The sequence below is a fragment of the Micromonospora mangrovicola genome (assembly GCF_047200535.1).
Taxonomy (GTDB): domain Bacteria; phylum Actinomycetota; class Actinomycetes; order Mycobacteriales; family Micromonosporaceae; genus Micromonospora.
The window spans coordinates 1-17,696 of sequence record NZ_JBJZOG010000037.1 but is presented as its reverse complement, the minus strand read 5'-3'; the positions used below and the strand labels follow the sequence as shown (position 1 = coordinate 17,696).

The following is a 17,696-nucleotide window of genomic DNA, read 5'->3' as shown; positions in this document are numbered from 1 at the left end:
GGAGTCCGTTCGGGGGTCCGGGTCAAGGTGGACCGCCATGTGGCGGGTCGAACGGAGTCCCGGACGGAGGTCATGGCCGGATCTGTCAACGCCGCACAGCCGATCCTGTTGGGTGGCTGCCGGCGTGAGGAGAGATTCGTGGTGAGCAGACACGGTGTGTACTCCTGGATGGTGGTGGGCTTCGGCGGGTGGGGCTTCCCAGCGCCAGCACGGGTCATCTGTGGAGTTGTCAACAGGCGTGCGCCGAGGCGGGGATGTGCGGGCGTATCAGGGCTGAAGGTGGGTAGGCGGCATCGCCGCACTGCGAGGCGGCGGCGCGCAGCGGTGCAGCAAGCGGGGAACGGTAGGGTTCAGCGGCGGAGCGATCCCTGAGCGGGTGCGCCGCTGACACGACTCCGCGCGGCGGGGTCGCTGGCCAAAGCGCGGTGTCCGCCGCCGACCTGCCTCAACGGGCTCGGTGGGCACCCATACGGACGCCTGGTGCGCCAAGCAAACGACGCGGCAGGCTCGCCGCCTGGTGGGGCGTCGTCGCCGACCGGCCCTCAGGCGGGTGGGCACCCATGCGACGCTGATCCATCAGACGCACGAGCCCTGTGCGGGCGTGCAAGGTGGTGCTGGTGAAACAAAGAGCACCCTCCAATGTAGCCCCGCGACGGAGGATGCCATAGCCATTTACAGGTTCCGCAAGACCAGACAGGCTACCGCTGCCGGAGGCCGTCCTTCGCCCCGACCAGGAAGCTCGCCCACGCGACGCGCTCGAAGACCAGCACCGGACCAGCCGGATCCTTGCTGTCACGAAGCGCCACCGCGTCAACGAGGTCAGCAACCTCAACGCACTGGCCGTTTGCGCTGGACCGGCTGCTCTTCTTCCAGTTCGCGCCGGACAGGTCGTGGCGGATCACCCCGCACCGCCTTTCTCTTTGATCTTGTGGATCTGAGCCTCGATCGCCTTGATCGAGCTGGAGGGGTCGAGGGCGGTGGCCTGAAGATGCTCGAAGGTCATGGCGAAGCGGCGAACGTCGGCTTCGCGTTCGAGGAACAGGTCGCCTGCCATGCTGTCGATGTAGACCAGCGCGGGGTCGGCGGGGTCGGGGAAGTCCATGACGACGAACGAGCCGGGCATGCCGGCGTGGGCGCCGCTGGTGAACGGGATGACCTGCAGGGTGATGTGCGGCTGAGCAGCCGATACCACCAACGCCTGGAGTTGTTCTGCCATGATCTCGCCGCCGCCCACCTGGCGGAGTAGCACCGCTTCATCGAGGATCGCCCAGAGCCGGATCGGATCCTTCTTGCGCAGTGACTCCTGCCGTTGCAAGCGCGCTTCTACTCGGGCACGGATGTCGTCCTCGGTTGCCAGCGGCAGGCCGGCCTTGATGACCTCCCGGGCGTAGCCCTCGGTTTGAAGCAGGCCGGGGATGAACAGCGATTCGTAGTTGCGGACGGAGCGGGCTTCGGCTTCGAAGCTGATGTAGGTGGTGTACAGCTCGGGTAGCTCCGACTCGTACGCCTGGAGCCAGCCCAGCTGCGCGGCCTGCCGGGACAGGGCGATGAGTTCGCTGCGCTTGTCCTCGTCGGTGACGCCGTACGTGTCGAGCATCGCCATCAGGGTGCGCCGCTGCGGCCGGACCTTGGCGGTCTCGATGCGGTAGAGGGTGGCGGGGTTGATGCCGGTCTGCTCGCTGACCTCTTCGCGGGTGAGGCCGGCTCCGGTGCGCAGTCCGCGCAGCTCCGCCGCGAGTCGCCGGAGGCGCACGGTGGGTGGCTGCCGTCGAGCTGACAACTCCATGTCCCTTCGCTCCTGTCGTAGTCAGAGTGTGCCTGCCATGCGCATGCAACATCCAGCCAGGTCAGGCAAGTGACCTACATGCGAACGCAAGCCTTGCATTCCCACTAGTGCATGGGCAGTATATGCATGAGCATCTCAGGCTGGCGCGGCCGACGGAAGCCGCGTAACCGGCGGCGGACTCGCGCTCCCAGGAGCCCGCCGCCTGTCCGGCCTCGGACGCCTCTCGACGGGACGCAGCCCGTCACCCGAAGCGGGCTGCGTCCCTGCCGAGAGGCCGAGTCAGGGAGGCAACGCAGTGGTTCCATCCCTCGTCCTGGCGGTGGTCGCGACGCTCGGCTTCGCCGCCGGACTGCTCCTGTTCAAGGTCAAGTCCCGATGGTGCCGACAGTGCGGGTCGGCACTGAACTGCCCCGACTGCGGAGGCCGCAGATCCCGCCCGCACCCGGGCCGAACGGAATGGTCGAGCGGGCTGTGACCTACTTGCCGATCACGCCCGAGGTCGCCGTCGTACCCGGCGACGTCGTGCACCTACGCGAACAGGACTACCAGCACGGCTACGGCCCGCTTCGGCTGCGGATCGTCTGCGTCCGCCTCGACCTCAGCCTCTGGTACGACGGCCACTGGGTGTGGCTCGAAGGCATCGACATCAACCCGGACGGCCGAGCGGGACGCTTCCGGCAGGTACTCACCCGCGTCGCGGCCCTGCCGCCCTCGGAGGCGTGACATGGCCGCCACCGTCTACCTGTCCGCAGCGGCCATCGACCAACTCGTCGCCGCCCAACGCACGCTCGATGAGCACGTCACCTCCAGCGCCACCGGCTACTGCCTGCGCTGCCGGCTCATCGGACCCTGCCCCAGCAACGAGCAGGCCGCCGCCACCTTCACCCGCTACGGCCGCCTGCCCCGAAGAACACCCGGCGCGACCCGACCGCAGCTCATCAACGCCCGCCGTATCACCGCCGGACCCGATCCCGCAGCCGACCTCACCCGGAGGCACCAACCGTGACCCTGCCCGACATCGCCGCCGCGCTACGAAACCTGCACGTCTCCATCAGTCAACAGCAGGACCTCACCAAGGTCGTCATCCAGGACGCCGAAAACGCCCGAGCCGAGTTCCGCGCCCTCACCACCGGAGCCACCAACCCCCTCGTCAACCGCGCCCTCGGCAACTACGCCCAAGGAATCGTCAAACTCCGCGACGGCTCATGGCTACTCGCCGAAGCCGGCGGCATCCTCGCCGAATACGCCCGAGCAATCGGCATCGACATGCCGCCACGGCGGCCAACCGACAAGCGGAAGGTCGAGCCGATACACGACGAGCAGAGCGACAGAGGTCCCCGCCATCCCGGCACCCAACGGCCCCCGCAAGCCGACGAACCGGCACCGCGCGACCCGTCGGCTGGCTGACCCTCCGCGGACTCCACGACCCGGCGGAAGGCGGCGACGACCGACGCTCAGCCCCCGGCCGTCGCCCCCGGCCGTCGCCACCGGCGACCGCCTCCAGCGGCTTCCGGACATGCCGAGATGAGTACACCTGATCAGGCCGAGTGCCGATGTAAGTGCCACTCGTCGCCGATGGCTGGGTGACTCGTTTGGAGCGACCCACAGCCGAGGTTTTGTCTGATTCGCGCCTGTCCGCGACTGAACCTTGAATCCGGTCCGCGACGTACGAACGCACCGTCGCATACAGCGAGCTCGCGCTCGGTCCCACGCACCTGAATCGGCCTGGGCCCCCTTGACCCTGCGGTGATCTCGCATTGTCACCCGATGGCTTTTCGACCGCCTATTTCAGGAAGGCAAGCGCATGCGGCGGTCAAATTTAAGGGTGTCGATGCATCCAAGCTTTCGGTTCAACGTCCCAAGCTCGCCACCCCGTGACTCGAAGACGTTACCGGCTTACGAGCCGTCTTGTCGCACCATTGGCGCTCCCCGCCGGCCGTTCGACCGCCGCTCCTCGATGTCCGTCACAGCGTCAGCGAGGTGGCGGTGGACCCTCAAGGGTCGGCCCAGACGATGCAGCCCTTGGTTGAGGATGCCTCGCAGGTGCCGCTCGCCTACGACGATGTCGGCGTATCCCGCCGCGCACGACAGATAGATCATGTCGGTCAGGTCGTTCCGCCTCCACCGTGTGCCCTTGTTCAAGTGTCGGTCGTGAAGGACCTCACGGAACAGTCCGGTCGCCGGGGCATGGCGAAGGTCTGCGGCGAAATGGCGGAGGCACCAGTCGCGCAGTTGATCGACGGTGGCGCCGCAGGCGGCGGATTCGTACGCGATTTCGTCTGACAGGTCGGCAAACAGCCATGCATCGATCGCCTTGCGCTTCTGTTCTCGAGTTTTCGGTTCGCCATCGAGCCAGTCACTGAAGTGCTGGCTCTTTGCCACCCAGCCGGTATCCGGGCCGTCTTCGGACCGATCCGCGCCGAGAACGGCGTCGATGTGCCCGCACGCCTCGGTCAAGGCCTCCCACCGGAAGGCGATTTCGGGAGGGAAGTCCGACGGTGGGCTCGGTGGAGACCATCCGCGGTGAGGCGAGTACAACACGTTGGGCGCCAACGAGAAGACCGGATCGTCTGCCCGATCTTTCGGCAGGCCGTAGCGATCGGTGAAGGCTGAGCGCAGCTCGTCGCGACGCACCTGCAACGGATCACGCACCTGCCAGCCGCGGCTGAGCTGCAACATGGTCAGGCCGAGCCGGTACCGCTTGTCGAAGTCGAACCGCGCGGCTGTCTCATGATGGTGTGCGGACGACGTGGGCATCACGATCTGTCGATCGTAGACGAGCTCGGTGAGTCTGTGCGCAGCGGCTCGCTCCGTGGACGTTACCTTCTCCGGGTAGTGGAAAGCGTTGGCCACGGTGCTCCAGTGGTTCTGATCCAGATAGACCACCAGGCGGCCTGCGAGTTGGTCGCCGCCCTCGAACCGAGGACCTTCGAACAGGATCTCGGCGCCGGTCGTCGTGACCGCGAGCAGTCCGCGATGGTCGGGCGTGATGTGGATCTTCGATAATGCGGAGCGTTCCGGGCCACGTCGAAGGGCGAGGGGTACCCGCGCTTCTCTGCCGTCCGAGCGACTCAGAACGATCTCCGAAGCTTCCAAGTCCATGGTCAGGAGGACGACACGAGGCTCGACATCTTGCGGCACCCAACTAGCGTGCAGGGGATTCCGTCACTAGTCCAATGATCTGTCCCCAACGAACCGCTTCCAACCTGCGTAGGGATCGGAGATCACGGGCTACGCCGACGACGCGTCGCTCGTCCACATCAGACGATGCTGGCACGAACAGCTGTCCGCGGTGTACTTGACTCGCCTGGCCGATCTGCTACGTACCCACCCGGCGGCGATTGGCAGCCGGTGACGCAGGCTCTCGGCCGGTCAGCAGACGCTGCTGGTCCTGGACCACCTACGCAACCGCGACACCTACCCGCGGTTGGCCTCCGGGTTCGGCGTCAGAGTGGCCATGGCATTCCGGTACGTGCGCGAGGCGATCGCCTGCTCGCCGCTCACTGGATCACCGAACACGACAACCCGTCGACCCGGGCACGGCAAGGTTGGCCGTTCATATCGCTGGGGTGGGGGCGACTACTCCGACAACGGTGGCTCGATTTCCGAGGACTGAAGGCACCGGGAACTTTCGCGGTGGGGTACAGCAAAGCCGGGAACTGCGACCACCGTGACGGGGGGTGTCCCTATGGGTTTGGTCAAGCGGGGACGGGGCTGGTCGGGCGTGGTTGGTAGGGGATCTTGTCGCGGAGCATGGCGAACAGGACGTCGCAGCGGCGGCGGGCGAGGCAGATGAGGGCGGCGTTGTGGCGTTTGCGTTCGGCGCGTTTGCGGTCGTAGTAGGCCCGGCTGACCGGGTCGGCCAGGGACGCGAACGCGGCGAGGAAGAACGCGCGTTTGAGGTTTTGTTGCCGCCGCGGGGTGGGTGTTCACCGCGGATGCTGCTGCCGGAGCGTCGGGTAACCGGGGCGAGGCCAGCGTAGGCGGCGAGGTGGCCGGGAGTGGCGAAGGCGGTGCCGTCGCCGACTTCGAGCAGAATCCGGGCGGCGGTCCTGACGCCGATGCCGGGCATCGAGGTCAGGACCGAGGCAAGAGGGTGCGCATCAAGCATCCTCTCGACCTCGCCGGCGACCTGGTCTCGCTGGCGCAGGACGTCGCGGAGACTGTCGGCAAGGCGGGGCAGGATCGTCTCCGCCGCCTGGGTGCCAGGGACGGTGACAGTCTGCTCGTCGAGTGCGGTCATGATCTGCTCGACGAGCCGCTCACCCATGCGAGGTGCGTGGACGGTGGCGATGGACAGCAATTTGCGGCGGCCGGCCTTGCGCAGCCCGGCGGGTCCGCCGCACCGCGACAGCAGCTCCAGCACCGCCTTGTGGGGCACTTTCGGACCAAGGACCCGTTCAAGAGCGGGGTGGATCTGGGTGAGCAGGCCCCGGATGCGGTTGGACACGCGGGTGGCTTCGCCCGCGAGGTCGTCGTCGAAGCCGACCAGGACTTCCAGCTCGGCCAGAGCCTCGTCACCAACGTCGACCCGCCGCAGGGTGTGCGGCAAGGCGCGGGCCGCATCGGCGATGACGTAGGCGTCGCGGGCGTCGGTCTTCGCCGCACCGGGGTGCAGGTCAGCGATGCGGCGCATCGCCAGGCCGGGCAGGTAGGCCACCTGATGACCGCACGCCCGAGCCACCGCGACCGGCAAGGCACCGATCGACGCGGGCTGGTCAACCACCACCAAGACCGTGCCGTGGCGGGCGAGCTTGTCGAACAGCTGCCGCAGCCGGGCCTCGGTGTTCGGCAACGGCGCGTCGTGCAACCGCTTGCCGTCCGGGCCCAGCCCAACCGCGTGGTGATCACCCTTGCCGACGTCCAAGCCGAGGTAGACGCCGTATCCGTCGTGCACCGCACCCGCCTCCACGCATCGATCCCGTGGCCTCGGCCGCAGTCAGGGCGTCGGACTGCCGGCAGCCACGTTACGAAGAGACCTACCCCAACACGGGTGGCCGTGTCCCTATCAGCGGTCCGCCGACGCCACCCGACCCGGCGACAACACCCCCCGGATCATCCGAACGACAGGGGCAGGAAGTCATACCGGGCCGGGCGACCGAGGGTCCCCGGCTGGGGACGATCAAAAAGGGAACGGGGCGAAGCCAGCGCCTTCCCGGCACCCCGAAGGCCGCGGTCGGTGCCGCCCACGACTGGGTGTACCGCCCGACTGGAGCCTTGTTCCGTGGGTTCAGCGGAACAGTTCGTCCATCCGTTCTGCCACTTGTATGGCTTTGGGCCATCCTACTCGAACGAATTGTTCGAGGAGGAGGCGTACTGCCGTGGTGCATTCTGGATCGCCGAGGACGAGTTCGCGGTGGTTGGCCATGTAGGTGTTGATGAGCTTGATGACGGCGTCGACGCCGAGGGACTCGGCGACGTACCCGTGATCCTCCGTGACCGCCCGCAACGCCAGTTGCAGGGCAGGCTTGGGCTGTGCACTGCTCAGGTGCTCGGCGGTCTCGACGATGTGGTGGGTGACTGCCGGGTGCCGGACTTGGCCGATACCGTCTAGCAGCGGCAGTGCGAGCTTCGCGAAGACCGTAGGCTCGCCGAGCTCTTTGCGGCACCCTCCCTGGCTCCCAAATGCGCCGCTGGCGAAGTACAGCTGTTGGGTGATCGCCTCTGCGACGGTTAACGCCTTGTCCAGATGCGTTACGTCGGTCCAGGCTAAGGCGAGTGGCTTCACGGTAAGAGCTAGCAGGTCGAACGCTTTTTGCTGTGCGCTGCAGAGGGAGGGATCAGCGGGATTGAGCAAGGCGCGCAGGTGGGCCGCGATCACGATCACTATTTGGGTGTTGTCGACGGGACTCGCGAGCCACCGTCGCACCGTGGCGTCCGCAAAGGGTGTGCCGTACTCGATCGCGAGGATCGTCAGGCACTGGATCACCGACTCGGCGGGCGTGTCGTAAACCTCGGACCCGTCCTTCGGCGGGGCGATGAGGTGAGGCGAGCCGCGTAGGTCGGCTATTCGGGAAAGGATGCCGTCCACATCGGCGGGCCGGGTGTGTAGGTGCCTGGCCAGGGCGTGGACTAGCAGCGTCGCGACATGGCCGTCCTGCTCGGTCGCGAGCCGGCTTTCCACCTGGGCGAGGAGGTCGTCCGGCTCGGTGTAGATCAGACTGATGCCGGCGGTGCTGAGATAGCGGTGTATCCATGTGCTGCTGTCGAGATGGCTCAGCAGGTGTGCGCGTAGCTGGTCTCCGTGGGCGCTTCGCCATTGCGGCCGTGCAAGCAGTACGCGGACGGCAGTGAGGGCCTCGGTTTCCGGTGTGCTCGACCAGCTCGCATGGCGACTGCCGTTTGAAGCGGGTTGCCCCGTGTAGCGTTGAGGTTTAGGCAGGGCCGTTTCGACGTCTGCGAGGATCTGGCGGCCGACGGAGTTGTCTGGTAGAACCTCCGGCAAGCAAGCGATGTGGCAGGCGGCACGCATCCGCCGGTTCGCGGTATCCGCTGCCTCGAGCCTTGGCCACAGGGCCAGCAGCCGCCGGCCCGCGGCTTCACGCTCTGCTGCTTGGTTGGCTTGCTCAAGCGCCTCGTCAACGTCCTGTAGAAGCCGCGTGTACGGAGATGACGCGGTGTCGGGCTCAACCTGATCCGGCACGCCATTAAGTGACACACTCGGAGGGGTCTGAGCTGGATCTGCGATGGTTCCGCTGGTGGCGAGAGCGTTCAGTAGTGCCTCGCGCCGCTCATGGAGGCTGTGCCTCCGTCGTGCCGAATCGTCCGCTGCGGGTTCGGTCGCCTCGACGATGGCCCGCGTTAGTGCGTCACGGTCCGGTGCGGTGAGGTGCGGGGCAAGGCGGGCAGCAACGCGCGCGGCAGCTGGCCACGTCTCGCTGTGGGCGAAAAGCGATGGGCTGGACAATGCCGGCTGGAGTACGGTCGCGAGTCCGGTTGATTCGCTCGTCTCGGCTCGATGAAGCAGGCGGTTCCACACCTCGGCCGGGGTGAGGCCATTGATGAGCAGATCGACCGCCTCGCCGCAGTCTGGTCCGAGCTCATCAAGGCGGTCCACGAGGGTGTCGGCCATTGTGGACAGGGTCCCATGACCTCCTGCGTACTGAAGAGGGCCGCCGTACAGCACTGACGGCTTGTGGGCCGTCTCGGTCTCGATCCCGCGGTATCGAGACGCGGAAAGTGGTTCAACGATCTGGATGAAGAGCCTGGTCGCCGTAGTGACGTCAGCTGCTGCCAGATCGGGGAATTTTCGGCCGACCTGGTATTGGACGCCCTCCAGGTCCTGCTGGCGATTGGATGTCAGAGGGAGTATCTGGCTGTTGAGAATATTCGTGGGCTGGGATCGGTCGTCTCGGAAGAGCCATACGCTTGCGGCGAGATCGACAGCGAGGGTCGGGTCTTGGCGCGCTATCTGCGGTAGTACGTCGACCAGTGGGCGAACGGCTCGTACGCCCCATGCTCGCAGGGTGGGTTCGGCGATGACCGCCCGTATGGTGTCGGCGGTCGCAGCGGCGTCGAGGGTCGCTGCGGTGGCCAGCGCCCGTGCGCCGCGATCGGCAAGTTTCGCCCGTCGGGGATCGTTCACCTCGGTAAGGCCCACCAGAAAGACGGCGATCGCCGATTGGACCCAACAGCGGGCGGCCAGCGTGCCAGGGACCGGCGGTTGATCGTTTGTTGCGCGGCGACTCAGCTGCGCCACTAGGAGCGCCAGGTCGGCGTCGTTGTTGTTAACGGCGTGAAGTGCGAGGCCCGCCAGCAGCTCTCCGAACGCGTCCAATGCCGCCGAGTTCGAGCCGGCGTCGGCAAGCCCGGCAGCGACCAGGAAGGCGAGTCCTCGTGCATCGTCAATGGTCCAAGTCGCGGCCTCGCCACCAGCGATGCAGGCGGATTCGAGCGGCTTCAACTCGGCCGGATCGCGCATCTCGTGGGCGGCGACGGTCGCGGCCGCAGCTGCGGCCAGCATGTGGCCGGATCGTTGTGAGGCTAGGCGCAAGGCGAGCCGCCAGTAGCTTGTACGGGTCCGGTCGTCGTGCCATGCGATCGCTAGTCGGTAGTCGAGGCTAGGCCGCAGAACCATGGTCAGATCCGGGTCGGCGTCGAGCCTGTCGGCGAGACTGTGCGCTGCGGTGACGTCGCCGAGCGCGACGATCGCTGCCGCGTAGTCGAACAGGACGGGGTGTGCGAACCCGACGGGCCGGCCCGCCGCCCACTGGCTGGCAGGACCTTCCCTGAGCACGCCATCGCGGACCAGGTCATCAAGGACGGTCAGCAAAGCCGACTCGGTGAGCTGCGAGTCGTCGGCCTGTTGAGATCGGGCTGCGACCATCGAGTCGACGAGTGTGCGCACTACACGCTGCCGAATTCGTCCCTCGGGCCCGTCGGCGACGCGAAGTCGCCAAAAGCGAGTCAGCAGGTCTAGCCGGCTGCGGACCTGAGAAACGTCCATGTCGGCGCTGATTAGGTCGCCTGCCAGGTTGAGGTTGAATGGATTGGCCAGTAGTCCTTGTAGACGATCGCTGGTCTGCTTGAACACCTTGTCGATCGATGGGCTTGCCGCTCGTACCTTCGCGATCTCCTCTGCCGTGAGGTCATCCACCTTCAGGTGTGCGACCCCGGCGAGTTCCGGGTCGATGTGTTCGGGATCGACCGGGTTCCCAGCAAACATCGTCCGCCAGCGGCTGCTGTGGCGAAGGTCGAACGATCGGATACTGGCAACGATCCGCCATCGGGATGATCGGAGACGCTCAGCGAGCTCGGGCAGCCAACTCGACGCGTCGACACCTCGGGTTTGATCAAGGCCGTCGAGAAGGAGTAGTCCCGGATGCGATCCCGTCCAACCGGCGAGCACCTCGTAAAGATCATGGCCTATTTTGAGTTCAGCACGGGTCTGGCCGGCCGTGGCCCGCAACTGGCCGTGCGTCAGGTAGACGACGTCCCCCTGCTGGCACGCGCCGAACCGATGCAATACGACCGATTTTCCGGCGCCGGGATCACCAGTGATCGCCACGTTCCCTTCGGATGCGTCAAGCAGCTTCGATGCGGCCCGGCTTACCTTGACGGGGCCGTCCGGCGTGGTGAGGGCGAGGTTTGTGGGCGGCGAATCGAGGTTGCCGGTCGTGATCTCTTGGAGCCGTTGGACATCGCGGCGCAGGCGCACAACTGGCGTGAGATAGATCTCCCGGTTCTCTAGTTCGTGGACCAGATCGACACGCCGAATCCATGAGCGCTCGACTGTTAGCTGCTGACCGATCAACTCCAGTTCGCGCCACAGCGCAGGTGCCTTGGCAGGATCGTCAAGAAGATCGCGAAGGTCCGGCAGAAGCGCACGTAGATCCACCCCATCTGGCCGTAAGTTCAAGGCCCGAACCGCGAGCGGACGCAGCAGTGACCGCACCACACTTTCGTCCGCGGCGTGACCGTGACGCTCAGACCACAGACGCTTCAAGTGCTCATGCAGAGTGTCCAGAGCTGCTCGTTCGTCCGCTGTCGTGGCAGCCTCGGCCACGGGAACGGCCTCAGGCCAAGTACGCAGGCGGTCCACGAGCCGGGCCATCGCCCCGGCGATCGTCCGGGGTGCTTCCTCGTTGGTGAGAATCAGGATCCGATCAGCCTGCGGCGTAAGACGTCGCAGATCAGACTCACCCGGCGGCCGGCTGGGAACACCTACCGCATCGATAGCCACCAGCTGTTCCAGCGCTGCTGCCAGGTCACTGTTCGTGTCGTCGCTACGTGCCAGCCGCTTCTTGGCCTGGACGCAAACCCAGCCCCCCGCGTCGGTTAGCGCGCCAACGTCGTCGACCGGCCGGCCCGTCTGTCCACCGACACCGACCACCAGCCGGCCAGACGCCCAAGACGGTAACGCGGTCTCGGCGAGCATGTGAGCCGCCAGCCAGGCCGCACATCGACCTTCGTGCTGGACACCGCCCGCTGTCCCAGCTCCGCCCGCCGACGCGCGTGTCACTCCGCTACCTCCACCTCAACGGTCCTTCCGCACCATCTGCGCAGCCTAGATCAGGCGTCCGACACTCCAGCCCAGCGGGATTCTCCAGCTCATACTCGGACTTGGACACGGGTTCGACCACACCGCCCCAAGTCTCTGGCCGAAACGACGACAACCTGTGGGACCTAATCTGATCACCACAACGACGATCAGGCATGGGGTCCGAGTGGTCCGGGCGGCACTCCAGCGCTCCGCCCCTTACCTTTTGATCGTCCCCAGCCGGGGACTCCTCCCCCGGCCTGCGGTTGAGCAGGCCGAATGGGCCCGACTGCCACCGCGTATCGGTCCGCGTTTGCTCCCACGTCTCGGAGAGAGCAAGTCCGGCAAGAACCGCATGCAAATCGGTATCCGAGTGGCCGGTCCAGGCCCCTGGGACATCACCGAGCGTGCCCGACTGATCCGGCAGAAAGTGCCCGGAGGCCAAATGACGGTGCGTGAGGACCACAACTGTTGGCGCTGCCGCGCGGCAGTGCACGGATCTGCCGATGAGCGTGCGCCTTGGTGTGATCGTGCGGGATGTGCACGGGACCACATCGCCGGGCTAACCGGGAACGAGGCGGCGGGTGCAGCGTCATCCGCCCGGACTGGCGCCAGCTTGGCGTTCGCCCTGTCCCGGCAAGGGCGACGATTGTTTCGGTCCGCCTAGAGTCGAGGGGACCCCGAAACCCCGTCGACCCGGCGCTGAACGCTCGTAAGGATCTTCATGGACGCTGAGACCGCAGACGACCAGCTCACTCGTCGGCTCCGCTTCTACGGCGCTGGCGATTTCGCGACGTACTGGCAAATCCACCGAGCGGCCGAGGTCGTTGAGGGGTTTGATCCCGCCGCTCCGCCTGACGAAGTCAACGGCATCTTGGAACTGCACAACGCTCGCCTGTTCGTCGAGGCAGGTTTCATCCCAACGGACGCCGTTGAAGACGACCGGAAGGCCCTCGTTGCAGCTGCCAAACGGATCAGGCGGACCGTCGCACAGTGGTTCGACGCCCTAGAGGACGACAACCTTGCCGACATGTTGACGGAAGTCGACTGGCGATACCGCGAGCACCTCCTCGATCTCCTGGCTGGCCTCGGAGTCTTCGGACGCTGCTCCGCCACAGCGATGCTGATTGCGCTCGACGGGGCGAACGTTCACATCGGTGACATGCTCACGAGCAAGCGGCTCGTGGAGAACTACGGCACGACCATCCGGGAGCGACTTCTGGCCGAGCCTAATCGAGCCGAACTCGTGGTCAGGCATCACCTTGGGGGCGAGATGAAGAACGAGACCTTCCTCCCCGCCAGTTTCACTCCTGCCGACTCCCGGGCACTGATGGAGGCCTACATTGACAGCACGGAGCCGAATCCGAACTTCTTGAAATTGATCGCGGACGCCCCAATCGACAGCAAGAGCGGGGTGGATGCCAAGTTGGTCGTGAAGGCGAAGCGGCGTTACGATGCCGTGGTCGAGGATTTCTTCAAAACGACTCCCGGCATAAGAACCGGTTGCACCGTTGCCGTGTCATCGACCCAGGTCGAGCCGGTGACGGCAACGTTGAATGACATGGTCATCGAGTACACCTTCAGCGAGACCTGGCTGGAGGGCTCGTTGGACTTCCCGTCCGTGCTGAACAACTTCCAGTTTTTGTTCGAGTTCGCACCACGGGACGGATTCCTGACTCTCCCCGCATTCGACAACGAACGCCGCGGGCTGGAACTCGCGATGGGCATGAACGGCGCCAAAGACTACCTGACCAGTCACATTTTCACCGTCAAAGATCGCGCGACACTACTCCAAACGGTGATGTACCAGCGCTACCTCGGGACGAAGGGCATCGACCTTGAGGAGGTTCTCCGCTGGTACTTCGAGGAGCATCTTCTCGCGGAATACGGCATCGCGGGTTTCGTGTTCAGCCCGTCCAGCCCGAAGGCGAACTATCTGGAACGCTGCCGGAACCTGTTCGCTGAAATGGAGTCCGTCGCGACGCAGTTCAGGCTGCTTGTCGAGGACGGCGAAATCGACCATGACGTAGCCGCCGCAGGGGCTGATCTGGTCCGATACCGGACTATCCCTAGCACCCTGGAGGGCAAGTACATCTACGCGACCGACCACACCGAAATCCGCGCGATCCTGCACATCCTGTTCTCGGATCAGTCACACCTGACTTACATCAACGACAACATGCGCGGCGAAAACGCTGTCGGCCTGCTGCGACGGAATAAGGTGTCGTACGAATCGCTGCACGAATACCAACAGCCCCTAGTCGACAAGCTCATCGAACACGGGCTCGTCGAGAACACAGGCGACCGCATCCGACTCAAGGATTCCGACTTGTTCCACGTGCTGCAGTCGCTCAACGACAACGAGGCCGTTGCCTACCACCATCTGAACAGGAGGTGTCGTGCGCACGTCGACAGAATGCTGGACGCTGGGTGGCTCGTCAGGCGCTCGTCGTTGCTCACCGACGCCGAGGCCGCCTACTTCAACTACAACCTAAACTCAGTCGACTTCAGCAACGGCCCGAAGCTCCGCAATAAGTACCAGCACGGCATCCAAGCCAAGGGCGACGGCGAAGCCCAGCATCAGCAGACCTACTACAGCGCACTGCGACTGATGGTCGCTCTGACTATCAAGATTAACGACGAGTTCTGGCTCCTTGACGCGGCGAAGAAGCGACAGGCCTGACGGGTTGCTGGAGCACGGCCAGGAACGATGGACTTGCTATACAGGTCTACCCCGGGGGATTCGATTCCCCCGAGGGGTGCCTGTCACTCGCGTCATTCCGCCGCTAGACCTACAGAACTGGAACGGGCGACGGCTGCAAACGGACTTTTCGGCGCGCTCCGCGTGCTATGCAGCGTTACGCCGAGCTGGCCCGGAAGTCGTCCAGACGTGTGCCGATGAGTGCACAGCCGGGCGGCCTCGCCGTCTGCGGGCAACAGCTCTGGCTCGGCCCAGCCCGGGCCGGACTCGTTATCGGCCTATGGGCCGACACCACCGTGGTTCACCTGCTCCTCGACGGTGTCCGGCTCAAGACAGTGCCCTCCCGACTCACCCCCGCTCACCTGCGTCAACTCCTCGCCGACGGCGGCCGTCACGCCGGCCCGCCGCCGGTCACCGCCGGGCAGCTCAAGCCGGGGGCTCCCGTCGAGGTCGACCGTCTCGTCAACGCCATCGGCCTGGTCAGCCTCGCCGGCCGGCAACACCCCATCGGCTACCACCTCGCCAGCCGACGCGTCACCGTCCGCCTCGACCGCGGCGTGCTGCACCTGCTCGACACCGACCGGACCCTGCTGCGCAGCCTGCCCAACCCCGCTCACCTCACAAGAACAGGCCCGCATCCGCGACGCCCGCCCCGCCGGACCCCCACCGCAACCATCCCCCACGCCACTGCGCGTCGAGCGACCCATCAGCAGCCGCGGCGTCCTCGTCATCGCCGGCCAGAAAATCCACGTCGGCATCGGCCACGCCGGCCGAACCGTTACCGTGGAAGACGCCGACACCACCTCCCGCGTCCACGACGGCAACCAACTACTCACCGAAGTGCCACGCACGGCCACCAAGCCATCGCCCGCTTCAAGGTCCGCAAGCCCGAACCACCACGAGGAACCCCCACTCCCAGGCCCGCGACGTGAAACCCTGAGCGCCATGCAAGACCCCGACTCCGGCCTGCTTGCCACCATCACCGCCGCGTCATCACCACGGTGGTCCGATCGAGCGACGGCCGGTCACGACCTGGCCCGCCGAGCCGAACGCGACGACATCGCCGAACTACTGCTGCGCCTGCTCCTCGACGAGCACGACACGGCCGTCACCGACGCGACCAGCCACGCCCTGCTGCAACGCGACGACACCCACGGAGTTCAGTTGATCGCCCAAGCCGTCGCCGCCGCCAACGACGAACAACTCGATCACCTCTACACAGCCCTCGGACAACACCTACTGCCCCACGGTCCCGTCGCCCACTTCATCGACCTCTGCACGGAACTGACTCAACGTCCCAATCCGGCGGTCAGGACCGGAGCCCTGCAGTTCCTCACCTGGATCAAATCGTGGGCGCCGCCGGCATGACCGCCCCGGCTACCCTCACCATCGAGAACTTGTTCTAGCCGGACGTGTCACGGATCAAGTGGCAGCGATCCGTCACGCATCAAGTGGAGCCCGACACACGTGTCCGGGGCCGCCTATTCGGACTCGGTCAGCGCGGAGTTGAGGAGCCTGCGGACATGTCGTTCGGTCACCCCGAGGTGCGTGGCGATGTCCGTCAGGCTCGCGTCTGGCCGTTCTGCCTGGATCCTCAGTAAGGCGTCGGATGTCCGCTCACCGTGCTGGCGGCGAGGCCCCGGTGTGCGTGATCGTGAAGGTGCATCTGATGTCCGCGCCGTCATGGACTTCTCGGTGGCCGAAGCGGCGTCGGGTGCCGCATCGTCCTGTCCTGCTTTACCGAGAGGGCTTGCTGTGCCGCCCTCGCGGGGACTGCTGGCCACTCGTTTGGACATGTCTGGTTGGCGGGCGCGAGACAGCATTTCGACCACGAGGAGCAGTGCGACGGCGGGCCAGGCCGCGACGATACGGGCACCGAGGGTGGGTTGAGCTGCGGCGATGTTCGCCGCAACGCTGGCACCGACACCGGCGAGGAAGGCAGTCCGAGCCGACCAGCGGACCGGACGTCCCGCGCGCTTGTCGTCCATCATCTCGGTCGACGCGACGATGAGCATCCCGTCGACCGAGATCGGCAGCACATAGGCAACCTCCGGACGTTCGCCGAATGTCAACGCGACATGGACCATGTGGCTCCAGGAGGACCATGCTGCGATGGACGCCACCGCCACCGTGCTGGCGTTCCGTGCGAATCGGGTCGGGTTCATAGGTCACCGCCTTCCGATCCGCCGGCGGATTGTCCGGACCTCGTCCGGGTCGAGCAGAGAATGTCCGTCGATGACCACGCGGGTCTGGACATCGCTCCACCGCTCCCAGCGGTGGACCACCTCGTCGGTGCCCAGCCCTGTCGCGGCAGCGACATCCGCGACGGCAGCACCGGCTCGCAGCGCCGCGTGGATCATGGCTGGTTGCCATCGACTCAACCAGGACACCACGGCGGCGGACAGCGCCAAGTCAGTCAGCGCCTCGTCGCGGGACGGCCGCAACGGATGCCCTGTCGCGTGGTCGTGAAGGTCGACGAGGGCCTGGAATGGGTTGATCTTCTCGGCGTCGTCGAACCGGGTCGGCGGAGGATCTGGTCGGCTCATCGGCGTTCCTCCCCGACGACGTACACGTTGAGGAGCGCTACCGCGCGGACGAATACCTCGTACGCCTCGGTGTCCGAGGTCGTGGTGTTGGTGAGCGCATCGTGCAACTCCGCGATCAGGGCGGTGACAAGCTCGTGGCGGACGGCCTGGCGTGCTGGCAGGTGCAAACCGGTCCAGACGGCCGAGGCGAAGGTTGCCGGAGCTTCCGGGCGACGGCGGATAGTGTTCATCGGGCACCACCCCGCACCCGTGACCTGGTCAAACGCGCCGGTAGTGGGTCACCGGCGAAAGTGATAGGCGGTGTTCGCGGCGACGCGTCCGGCCCACCGCAGGACATTTCATGGGAGATGCCCGATTTAGCGATGCCCGCATCGCCCTCACCAGGGACGATGCGGGCTCGTTGCTACGTGGACCGCCCTGCGCGAAGGCGCGGCCGGAGTCACACTCCGCCGGAGGGTTGCCGGCTTGGCGCGAAAGCAGCGGGCTAGTGGATCTGTTCGGCGCTGCGCCCGGTTGGCACCTGTGATCCGCTACCGACCAGGCACCTGCCGTTGGCGTGCTAGGCGTCTATAGCAGATAGACGACTGGCGGAATCAACCCTCGTTGCGGAGTCCTCCGGTTCACGCCGGGTGAGCACCAAGGGGGCGTCCTCGGTGATGGCGACCGTGTGCTCGGAGTGGGCCG

Annotated in this window: 14 protein-coding genes and 2 pseudogenes; 6 read left to right on the top strand and 10 right to left on the bottom strand. The window is 65.9% G+C overall.

All coding sequences use genetic code 11. From position 1 onward, the window contains the following. Positions 1-698: 698 nt before the first annotated feature. Both ACL02O_RS16905 and ACL02O_RS16900 read right to left on the bottom strand, forming a co-directional pair. A complete protein-coding gene (locus ACL02O_RS16905) occupies positions 699-902 on the bottom strand; it encodes a DUF397 domain-containing protein (RefSeq protein WP_412819037.1) in 204 nt (67 codons plus the stop codon). Further along, positions 899-1,786 carry a helix-turn-helix domain-containing protein gene (locus ACL02O_RS16900; RefSeq protein ID WP_412819036.1) on the bottom strand — a complete coding sequence of 296 codons (888 nt, stop codon included), beginning with the start codon at positions 1,784-1,786 and terminating at the stop codon, positions 899-901. The genes ACL02O_RS16905 and ACL02O_RS16900 overlap by 4 nt, the downstream gene beginning before the upstream one ends. Before the next feature lie 471 nt (positions 1,787-2,257). On the opposite strand from ACL02O_RS16900, the gene ACL02O_RS16895 reads away from it, so the two are divergent. Genes ACL02O_RS16895 through ACL02O_RS16885 form a run of 3 tightly spaced genes read left to right on the top strand, consistent with a single transcriptional unit; the run spans position 2,258 to position 3,193 of the window. Further along, positions 2,258-2,509: a hypothetical protein gene (locus tag ACL02O_RS16895; RefSeq protein ID WP_412819035.1), complete on the top strand. Its 252-nt coding sequence runs from the start codon at positions 2,258-2,260 to the stop codon at positions 2,507-2,509. A 1-nt stretch (position 2,510) separates the two neighbouring features. Further along, the gene (locus ACL02O_RS16890; RefSeq protein WP_412819034.1) at positions 2,511-2,792 is read left to right on the top strand and encodes a hypothetical protein; all 282 of its coding nucleotides are present in this window, start codon (positions 2,511-2,513) and stop codon (positions 2,790-2,792) included. Beyond that, entirely contained in the window at positions 2,789-3,193 is a 405-nt protein-coding gene (locus tag ACL02O_RS16885; protein ID WP_412819033.1) for a hypothetical protein, read from the top strand. The genes ACL02O_RS16890 and ACL02O_RS16885 overlap by 4 nt, the downstream gene beginning before the upstream one ends. 489 nt (positions 3,194-3,682) lie before the next feature. Here the strand turns inward: ACL02O_RS16885 and ACL02O_RS16880 are convergent, their stop codons facing one another. Next, positions 3,683-4,927, bottom strand: coding sequence for a hypothetical protein (locus tag ACL02O_RS16880; RefSeq protein ID WP_412819032.1), 1,245 nt, complete (start codon positions 4,925-4,927; stop codon positions 3,683-3,685). A 226-nt stretch (positions 4,928-5,153) separates the two neighbouring features. Here ACL02O_RS16880 and ACL02O_RS16875 point away from each other — a divergent pair. Continuing rightward, positions 5,154-5,402, top strand: a pseudogene (locus ACL02O_RS16875) (transposase family protein); the annotation flags it as partial. Between the two features lie 82 nt (positions 5,403-5,484). Here the strand turns inward: ACL02O_RS16875 and ACL02O_RS16870 are convergent. Both ACL02O_RS16870 and ACL02O_RS16865 read right to left on the bottom strand, forming a co-directional pair. Beyond that, positions 5,485-6,698: pseudogene (locus ACL02O_RS16870) on the bottom strand (IS110 family RNA-guided transposase). Between the two features lie 318 nt (positions 6,699-7,016). Then, positions 7,017-11,663, bottom strand: a complete 4,647-nt coding sequence (locus ACL02O_RS16865) for a hypothetical protein (RefSeq protein WP_412819031.1) — start codon at positions 11,661-11,663, stop codon at positions 7,017-7,019. A gap of 826 nt (positions 11,664-12,489) precedes the next feature. On the opposite strand from ACL02O_RS16865, the gene ACL02O_RS16860 reads away from it, so the two are divergent. Beyond that, complete coding sequence (locus ACL02O_RS16860) at positions 12,490-14,448, top strand: hypothetical protein (protein WP_412819030.1); 1,959 nt, start codon at positions 12,490-12,492, stop codon at positions 14,446-14,448. A 296-nt stretch (positions 14,449-14,744) separates the two neighbouring features. Here the strand turns inward: ACL02O_RS16860 and ACL02O_RS16855 are convergent, their stop codons facing one another. Together ACL02O_RS16855 and ACL02O_RS16850 are read right to left on the bottom strand one after the other, a co-directional pair. Continuing rightward, a complete protein-coding gene (locus ACL02O_RS16855; protein ID WP_412819029.1) occupies positions 14,745-15,083 on the bottom strand; it encodes a hypothetical protein in 339 nt (112 codons plus the stop codon). Position 15,084: 1 nt separating this feature from the next. Continuing rightward, positions 15,085-15,294, bottom strand: coding sequence for a hypothetical protein (locus ACL02O_RS16850; protein WP_412819028.1), 210 nt, complete (start codon positions 15,292-15,294; stop codon positions 15,085-15,087). 117 nt (positions 15,295-15,411) lie between these two features. Between ACL02O_RS16850 and ACL02O_RS16845 the strand changes: the two genes are divergently transcribed. Beyond that, positions 15,412-15,834, top strand: a complete 423-nt coding sequence (locus ACL02O_RS16845; RefSeq protein WP_412819027.1) for a hypothetical protein — start codon at positions 15,412-15,414, stop codon at positions 15,832-15,834. A 113-nt stretch (positions 15,835-15,947) separates the two neighbouring features. Here the strand turns inward: ACL02O_RS16845 and ACL02O_RS16840 are convergent, their stop codons facing one another. The 3 genes from ACL02O_RS16840 to ACL02O_RS16830 are packed head-to-tail and all read right to left on the bottom strand — an operon-like array spanning position 15,948 to position 17,242. After that, the gene (locus tag ACL02O_RS16840; RefSeq protein ID WP_412819026.1) at positions 15,948-16,631 is read right to left on the bottom strand and encodes a DUF2637 domain-containing protein; all 684 of its coding nucleotides are present in this window, start codon (positions 16,629-16,631) and stop codon (positions 15,948-15,950) included. Between the two features lie 3 nt (positions 16,632-16,634). Further along, positions 16,635-17,012, bottom strand: coding sequence for a hypothetical protein (locus ACL02O_RS16835; RefSeq protein ID WP_412819025.1), 378 nt, complete (start codon positions 17,010-17,012; stop codon positions 16,635-16,637). After that, positions 17,009-17,242: a hypothetical protein gene (locus ACL02O_RS16830; RefSeq protein ID WP_412819024.1), complete on the bottom strand. Its 234-nt coding sequence runs from the start codon at positions 17,240-17,242 to the stop codon at positions 17,009-17,011. Before ACL02O_RS16830 ends, ACL02O_RS16835 begins: the two co-directional genes overlap by 4 nt. Positions 17,243-17,696 lie beyond the last annotated feature (454 nt).

What these genes read in the sequence shown, in the direction of transcription:
- ACL02O_RS16860 (WP_412819030.1), top strand. Translation starts at nt 12,490, where the DNA reads ATGGACGCTGAGACCGCAGACGACCAGCTCACTCGTCGGCTCCGCTTC.
- ACL02O_RS16845 (WP_412819027.1), top strand. Translation starts at nt 15,412, where the DNA reads ATGCAAGACCCCGACTCCGGCCTGCTTGCCACCATCACCGCCGCGTCA.
- ACL02O_RS16835 (WP_412819025.1), bottom strand. Translation starts at nt 17,012, where the DNA reads ATGAGCCGACCAGATCCTCCGCCGACCCGGTTCGACGACGCCGAGAAG.
- ACL02O_RS16865 (WP_412819031.1), bottom strand. Translation starts at nt 11,663, where the DNA reads ATGCTCGCCGAGACCGCGTTACCGTCTTGGGCGTCTGGCCGGCTGGTG.
- ACL02O_RS16830 (WP_412819024.1), bottom strand. Translation starts at nt 17,242, where the DNA reads ATGAACACTATCCGCCGTCGCCCGGAAGCTCCGGCAACCTTCGCCTCG.
- ACL02O_RS16900 (WP_412819036.1), bottom strand. Translation starts at nt 1,786, where the DNA reads ATGGAGTTGTCAGCTCGACGGCAGCCACCCACCGTGCGCCTCCGGCGA.
- ACL02O_RS16840 (WP_412819026.1), bottom strand. Translation starts at nt 16,631, where the DNA reads ATGAACCCGACCCGATTCGCACGGAACGCCAGCACGGTGGCGGTGGCG.
- ACL02O_RS16890 (WP_412819034.1), top strand. Translation starts at nt 2,511, where the DNA reads ATGGCCGCCACCGTCTACCTGTCCGCAGCGGCCATCGACCAACTCGTC.